This is a genomic window from Nocardia veterana NBRC 100344 (genome assembly GCF_000308855.1).
GTDB classification, from domain to species: Bacteria; Actinomycetota; Actinomycetes; order Mycobacteriales; family Mycobacteriaceae; genus Nocardia; species Nocardia veterana.
Genome location: NZ_BAGM01000189.1, coordinates 1 through 6,676, shown reverse-complemented (window position 1 = coordinate 6,676; position 6,676 = coordinate 1). Strand labels below are relative to the sequence as shown.

7 protein-coding genes are annotated in these 6,676 nt (G+C 67.7%); 3 read left to right on the top strand and 4 right to left on the bottom strand.

What is annotated here, in order from left to right:
• A partial coding sequence (mobF, locus tag ON37_RS26825; RefSeq protein WP_040723248.1) for a MobF family relaxase occupies positions 1-3,242 on the bottom strand: 3,242 nt, incomplete at its 3' end.
• Positions 3,243-3,536: 294 nt separating this feature from the next.
• Between mobF and ON37_RS26820 the strand changes: the two genes are divergently transcribed.
• The 3 genes from ON37_RS26820 to ON37_RS26810 all read left to right on the top strand — a co-directional run bounded on the left by ON37_RS26820 (position 3,537) and on the right by ON37_RS26810 (position 5,211).
• Positions 3,537-4,109: a hypothetical protein gene (locus tag ON37_RS26820; RefSeq protein WP_040723246.1), complete on the top strand. Its 573-nt coding sequence runs from the start codon at positions 3,537-3,539 to the stop codon at positions 4,107-4,109.
• Positions 4,110-4,140: 31 nt separating this feature from the next.
• The gene (locus ON37_RS26815) at positions 4,141-4,704 is read left to right on the top strand and encodes a hypothetical protein (protein ID WP_040723252.1); all 564 of its coding nucleotides are present in this window, start codon (positions 4,141-4,143) and stop codon (positions 4,702-4,704) included.
• A 93-nt stretch (positions 4,705-4,797) separates the two neighbouring features.
• Entirely contained in the window at positions 4,798-5,211 is a 414-nt protein-coding gene (locus tag ON37_RS26810) for a hypothetical protein (protein ID WP_040723244.1), read from the top strand.
• A 131-nt stretch (positions 5,212-5,342) separates the two neighbouring features.
• Here the strand turns inward: ON37_RS26810 and ON37_RS26805 are convergent, their stop codons facing one another.
• From ON37_RS26805 to ON37_RS26795, 3 genes are all read right to left on the bottom strand, one after another.
• Positions 5,343-5,582, bottom strand: a complete 240-nt coding sequence (locus ON37_RS26805) for a hypothetical protein (RefSeq protein ID WP_040723241.1) — start codon at positions 5,580-5,582, stop codon at positions 5,343-5,345.
• Positions 5,583-5,708: 126 nt separating this feature from the next.
• A complete protein-coding gene (locus ON37_RS31225) occupies positions 5,709-6,236 on the bottom strand; it encodes a WDGH domain-containing protein (protein ID WP_051032093.1) in 528 nt (175 codons plus the stop codon).
• The coding region (locus ON37_RS26795; protein ID WP_040723238.1) for a hypothetical protein at positions 6,226-6,676 on the bottom strand (451 nt) is incomplete at its 5' end. The genes ON37_RS26795 and ON37_RS31225, both read right to left, overlap by 11 nt.

Below are 6,676 nucleotides of genomic sequence, written 5' to 3'. Positions count from 1 at the left end.
GTGCGGGCCGGATCGCTGATGCGCGCCTGTTCGGCCCGCATCACCTCGGTGGCAGTGAGGTTGTCGTCCTCGCGGGCGAGCACGCGCATGAACACGTCGTGTTCGTTGTCTGGTTCTTCTGGGATCCGGTCGAGCGAGGGATCGGGCAACGCGTCGGTGGCGACGTAGATGGCATTGCGTTCCCGCCCGCGGCTCAGACCGACGTAGGCGAGGGAACGGCCGAGGACCGCGTTCATCAGCAGATGTGCGCGGTCGACAGTCATGCCCTGGGCTCGATGCACCGTGGACGCGTAGCCGAGTTCGGTGTAGTCGCGCACGTATCGGCCGGGGAGGGTCACCCGCCCGCGATGGCGGGTGCCCACGACGGTGAGTGCGCCGTCTGAGTGCACGGCGTGCACTCTCCACAGATCACCGTTGTCGACAGGTGTGCGAGCCCGTGAGCCACCGGTGATGCGCAGGCGGTGGTTGTTCTTGCGGGTGACCACAATGTCACCGATGTGGGCGTTGTGGCCGTCGGCCAGCGTGGCGCGTGCGCTGCTGGTGTCGATGGTGCCGCGCAGGGCGTGCGCTGCTTGGGCGGCACCGTTGAGGGCGTAGACGTCCGCGACGGACCCGGCCATCATGAGGCTGGTCTTTCCTGCTGCGACGTCGTCCAGATGAGCGGTGAGGATCTTCTCCCGCAGCTCGTCGGCCATGCCTGAGGTGATGCGGTCGTGGCGGGCGTAGAACTCCCATGCACGTTCGGCGTCGCCGCTGCGCACATCCAAGGTGGCGGCGGCCTCGTCGGGATCGTTGAAGCGGACGACCTCGGTGAGTTCGGGGGCGTTTGTGTCGGTGGCGATCAGCCTCAGCGCACCGCCGGATTCGACGGCCGACAGCTGAGAGGGGTCGCCGATCCAGCGCACAACTGCGCCGTGTTCGTCGGCGATGCGCTGCAGCGCATCCAGGTTGTGAGTGGATGCCATCCCGGCCTCGTCGACCAGGATCATGGTGCCGCGCTGCAGGCCGATATCTGCCCCGATGCGAGCGCGGGCGATGAAGCTGTCGATTGTCCGTGCGGGGACACCGATGTCCTCGCTCAGCACTCGGGCCGCACTCATCTGCGGGCTCAGTGCGATCACAGTGCGGCCGTTGTTATGCCACGCTCGCACCACCGCTTGCATCGCCGTCGTCTTGCCGGTGCCAGCAGGCCCCACGGCGACTGCGAGCCTCGCACCGGAAGTGCAGAAGTGCTCCACGATGTGCCGCTGCCCTGGCAGGAGACGGCGAGCCTTGCCCGTTCGCACGCCCAGGGTGCGACCACGAGTTTCGTTCTCGACTTGGGTGATTGCACGGGTGACATCGGCGCGGGTGAGTAGCTCCGCAGTTGGCTCCTGTGCGGCCTGCTGCAGTCGCTTCTCCGCAGCGAGGACGTCCTCGTTGGTGTAGAGAATCGACGTAGACGCCGGGCCGTTGAAGATGTTCTCGCCGGTGGTGCGTGCCATGGCCTTCGGCGCGGCCGCATCTGGATCCACCGTCAGCTGGATGCTCAGTTCGCGCACCCTGCTGACGACGTGTTCCACCGCGGCTCGGTGGTCATTGTCTGTGGCGAAGTCGCAGACCGCGAGGCGGTCTTCGGCAGCGGCCCTGATGTGGGTCTCAGCCCAGGTGGCGCGGCGTCGCGAGACCTTTTCTACGACATCGGCGGCGATCTTCTCCGGGTTGTACTCGGCGCGTTCGCGGGCAACGATAGCGGCGTCCAGGTCGTCGAGTAGATGATTTTCGTAGGAGGGTGCCAGCAGCTGGCGGATCTCGTGAGCGGCATCGGCGCGGGTGATCTGATCTCCGAGAATGCACCGGTCAAGGGCGCGTTCGATGGTGTCGAGGAGCACCATCTCGTCAGTAGCCAGGACTGCCGATTTGCCGCCCAGGTCTGCGCCGACCTCGATGGCGACTCGCGTTGCTTCGTAGGGACGTGACGCGTCGGGATTGTGGCTGAGGTGCACGATATCGGCGGCGTATTGGCGCCCGGTTCTGCCGTCGCCGAGCACCTGGGCGGCGCGCTGATCCCACTCGATGATCATTTCCCGCAGCGTCTTTGGCAGGGGCTTGTCTTCGCGGGTGTCGAGGGTGGCCTGTTGCGCAAGTTTGATCTGCACGGCCTTGCTCGGGTCGTGCCCGTGGGTCTGGCGGTACTGCCGGACGAGCTCCTCTGTGCGGGCCATGATGTTGGCACGCCGGCTGAAATGGTTGATCATGTCGTCGCTGACGCCGACGACTTCCAGTACTGGCTCCTTGCCGCGCCCACGGCTTCTCTCTTCGAACCGGAGTCCGAGTTCGCGCTTCAGTTTCCCGGTCAGCGCGGCGTTGTACTCGCAGCTCAGCGACACGGCGGCCTTGGTCAGATGTCGCGCGTCCAAGCAGGTCCACTTGTTGTCCTTGATGCCCTTCACCATCGCGGACACCACAACATGGGTATGGGGATTCATGTCGCCGGTGCGGTTGTCGTAGTGCTGGAACTTCGCAAAGGTGAGTCCAGCAGTGTCGACGATCTGTTGTCCGCCGCGCCCGCGGCGTGCAAGTGCGTAGGTGTCCTCCATTCGGGTGAGCACTTCGTGCACCGCTTCTTCGTGGCATTTCCAGATCGCACGGCGCAGGTCGTCGTCGCCCAACCCCCACAGGATTGAGACGGATTTCTGTGGCGTGAAGGTGCAGTCCCAGCCGACGACCGCCTCTCGCGCCTTGCGCTTTTCGTCACCGAGAGCCTTGGTGATTTCGTCGCGCGAAGGCTTCCGGCCCAGCTCGCTGGTCAGATGCTCACGCGCGGCCTCGGTCCGCAGTTCGAGCCATTCGTCGCGGGTCGGGGACCGGTCCTCCGCAGCGATGAACTCGGCCTTCCGACGCTCGTAGATCGTCTGAATTGCAGTAGTGCCGCCCTTGAACCGGTACAGGCCGGTCCCGAGTTTGGCGGCCTTGATCGCGGCTTCCGGATCCTCGCCCTGAGCAATCTGCTCGGCGATGATCTTGTCGGCGTTCGGGTTCATGCCCTCGCCGTAGAGGGCCCGCATCTGCGCTTCGCTGACTTCGCCGGAGACGCCCATGATCTCGGCACCGCGCCCGGCCCATACACCCGGCGGCGTGCCGTGCTCGTTGTAGTAGTCGGTCAAGCCTTGGCCGCGTGCGAGTTCGCGGTCCGCCGTGGCTACTTGACGTGTCAGATACTCATAGCCATCCCCGCCGTGCAGCGCGTGGATGGTCATCATGAGGACTAAGAATAGCGGCAATTTTCTAGTTAGGTCACCCTAAGATTCACAATGGTGCAAGAGGTGTGTCGGAGTTTTGGGTCTCTACGGTGCCCATGCCGGGCATTACTCGGTTCAGCTCCTCCGGACCGGATCCGTTCCGCGGACTTGGACGCGCGGGCGCGTCGTGACCGGATCAGGACTTGCGCAATCGGATACCGTTGTCGTGGCGACCGGCCGCGAACTCGCCAACTGCGGCGGTCTTCCCCCGACGGGCGTCGGGAAGCGCTAGGCCGATTGGGAGGATTTCGGGACATGGCAGACAAGAAGCAGGGCGCCGGGGCCGTCGGGGCGCGCAAGCTCGCGCGCGAGCGGATGGCGGCCGCGCTGGAGGCTCGGCGGCGACGCGAAGAACAGAACACGAAGGACCTCGAAGAGTTCTACGTGCTCGGCAGCAAGATCGACGCGGCGGCCGCCAAACGCGACGCGGCGATCGCAGCGGCACACAAGGCGTACACGGAAGCGGAAGCTTCTGCCCTGGATGAGCAAGGCGCGGCCCTGCGGCGCATCCGGGACCGCAATACGCCGCAAGCGGAACTGCTCGAGATGACCGGCCTGGGAACTGGTGAGCTCCAACGTCTGCTCCGGCGCTCCGCGCCTTCGCCGGCCACGACGTCATCGAGCTCGACCACAAGCACTACGCCCGCGGCGGCGACCGATGGGAGCACGGTCGCAGCGTCAGTGACACCGATCGGCGCGCGGGGCGATGGCAAAGCAGCGGACGATGAGCCAGCGGGCAGCGCTCCGGCGGTCCCGGGATCTGGCGAGGATCGGCAAACGCCAGGCACGACTGCGGCGGCCGCGGCCGCGCCTGTCTCGGCGTCGTAGTGCTGTGGCGCCCGGATGGGGGCCGCGAGTGGTGCCGCGCAACGCTCCACAGCGTCTCGAGGTCGGCGACGCGGCGGAGATCGCGCGATTCGAGGCCAAGGTGGTACGAGGTCCGGCCCCCGATGACTGTTGGATCTGGACCGGTGCCATCGGTGACGATGGCTATGGGCGGTTCGCGGTACGTCGCGACGACTCTGGGCGCTTCCCGCTCATGCCGGGCACGGGCCGGGAGGTGATGGTGCGGCCGCCGCGTTACGCGGTGGCGCTGTACGTGGGCCCGGTCGCTGCCGGGTGGTATGCGCTGCATGACCGCTGCGACAACCCGATTTGCGTGCGCGCGGCCACTGTCGGCGGTCGGCGTCCGCATGTGGTCCTCGGCACGCAACAAGAGAATCTGACCACCATGGGCGCGCGGGGACGCTCCTACGGGGGTCGGCCCGTCTGGCAGCACGACGGCCTCACCCGGGCCCAGCGCGTGGCACGGTCACGGGCGCTGCGCGCGGCCGTGACCGGGGGGTGGAATGCCAGCGCGGTGCGCCAAGCACTGTTGATCGGCGGACAACCGTCGCTGTTCGATCCTTCCGGCGGCCCGTAGGGGCGCGCCGGGTCTGTCGGAAGCGCTAGGTACAACTATGGGAACGTCCGCGTCTTGTCGGGCGCCGATTGAAGAGAGGGGAGGACGGTTGCCGTGTTGCTCGTCTTCGGTGCCGTCGTGCTCTGTGTGTCGCTGCTGGCTGCCGTGGCACTGCTCGGCCTGTTCGCGTGGACGTTCGGGGCAGGACTGGCGCGGGGACTCGGTGCGCTGCTGATCGTGTGCGATCTCTGGCGGCTGATGCTGGGCGTGTTCGTGCCATGGGTGCTCGGCTCGGCGGCGTTATGGCTCGCGGTCGGGGTCGCGCTGTGGCTGGTCGGGCATTGGGTGCATATCCAGCGCTACGGCTGGGCGCGTTCTGCCCTGGCCGGTCGCGTGTTCGCACTGCCGGGACTGCGCGCGTTGGTGCCATCGCCGGCCGGGCACGAGCGTGCGTCTCGCACCGTCGGGACCGGAGTGGGAAGCGGCATCGGTGCAGGGGCGGCCCCGCACCGTGAGCGCGGGTGGTGATGCGTGGGCGTCGCAGTGGAGTTCGCACCGCTCGCACCGGCACTCGCGTTGCGGTGATGCGGTCCGGCTCGCCGTGGTCTTCGCACCGCAAGCGCTAGGCTGCTCGCTTCGGTCGTTGCGATCCGTGCGGGCTACTGGCACCGGCACGCCCCGTCGCGTAGCCATCCGCACTCCGGGCACGGAGTGTCGAGGGAGAGCGGTTCGCCGGACGCGAGCCACTGGTTCACGCTGCGGCCGGGGGTCTTGACGGTCGGCGGTCGTGGTGCGTCGACGGCGATGATGCGGTCGGTGTCGCCGCGTCGGCGGGCGCCTTCGGCGAGATGCGGGATCGCGGTGATCGGGGTCGGGATCGGTGGCGGTGTGTCGGACATTGCGGCGGGCTCCTCGCGTGCTGCTGGGGTGAGTTGCCCGGTACTGCTGCGCGCCGGGGTGGGTCGTCCGCTCCGCGGAGCGTGGGTGGACGACCCACCCCGGCGCGCTCACTGTCGAGGTGTGGCTCACCTGCGGCAGCGTGGGGGCGGTGCGTGCCGCGCGCTGGTGCAGCGGTGGCTCGCGGCGATGAATTGGAGGATTCGCCGATGGTGGGTGTTCTTGTCCTCACCGTCCCATCGGGCGCGGGGATCGTCGGGGGCGACGGTTTCGACATGGCTGAACAGCTGCAGCTGTGCGGGGGTGAGGTGGTAGCAGATTTGACCGGCTCCGGGTAGCTCCAGATAGATCAGCGGCCAGTCAGGCGGGCAGGTCTCGGGGTCGGCGTCACTGTTGTAGGCCAGCACAGCCGGACGGCCGTCGGGGCGGTCGGCGATCAGCTGCGCGACCAAGGCGGTGAGGTAGGCGCGTTCGAAGTAGACGCCGGTGATCGCTGCCTCGGCGCGCTCGGCCCGGTGCCGCTGTTGCGCGAGTGCGGCACGCAATTGGTCGACGGTCTGGGCCGGTTCATTCCCGGGGCTCGACGCGGCGAGCTCGTGGCGGTCCTCGTCGACTGCGACCGGCGGCGTGTGGGCCAGGGTGGTGTTATCCGGCATGGCGGGTCTCCAAGGCTGGTGTGGGCGGTAGGGCGATGAGGTCGCCTGCGCTCACCGTGCGCTCGGTCGGCCCGAACCATGGGCCATCCTCGATCTCGACCACATACCAGGGCTCGTGTATCGGCGTGGCATCGTCGACGGGGCCGGGGTGAGCCTCGGTGATCACCCTCGCTGCCAGGATGGGCAGCGGCTCACCGACCGCGACCGCAGCGGTGTGCAGCCACAGCACAGGGTCACCGGGCGCCAGACGTCGGGCGGCGTACGCGTCAAGGTCGGCCTGCAAGAGGGCTGTAGCGGCCGCTAAGGCCTGATTCCAGCGTTCGCCGGCCTCGGCCTCGATCGCAGGATCTGGACCGTCTACGGCGCGTCGATAGGCGGCGGCGGCCGCCTCAAGCTCGGTCGCGACAAGATGGCGAATGGTGGCGGTAGTCATGGGGTGC

Excerpts from the sequence above, each read along its gene's own strand:
- ON37_RS26820 (WP_040723246.1), top strand. The coding sequence starts at position 3,537 with ATGGCAGACAAGAAGCAGGGCGCCGGGGCCGTCGGGGCGCGCAAGCTC.
- ON37_RS26805 (WP_040723241.1), bottom strand. The coding sequence starts at position 5,582 with ATGTCCGACACACCGCCACCGATCCCGACCCCGATCACCGCGATCCCG.
- ON37_RS31225 (WP_051032093.1), bottom strand. The coding sequence starts at position 6,236 with ATGCCGGATAACACCACCCTGGCCCACACGCCGCCGGTCGCAGTCGAC.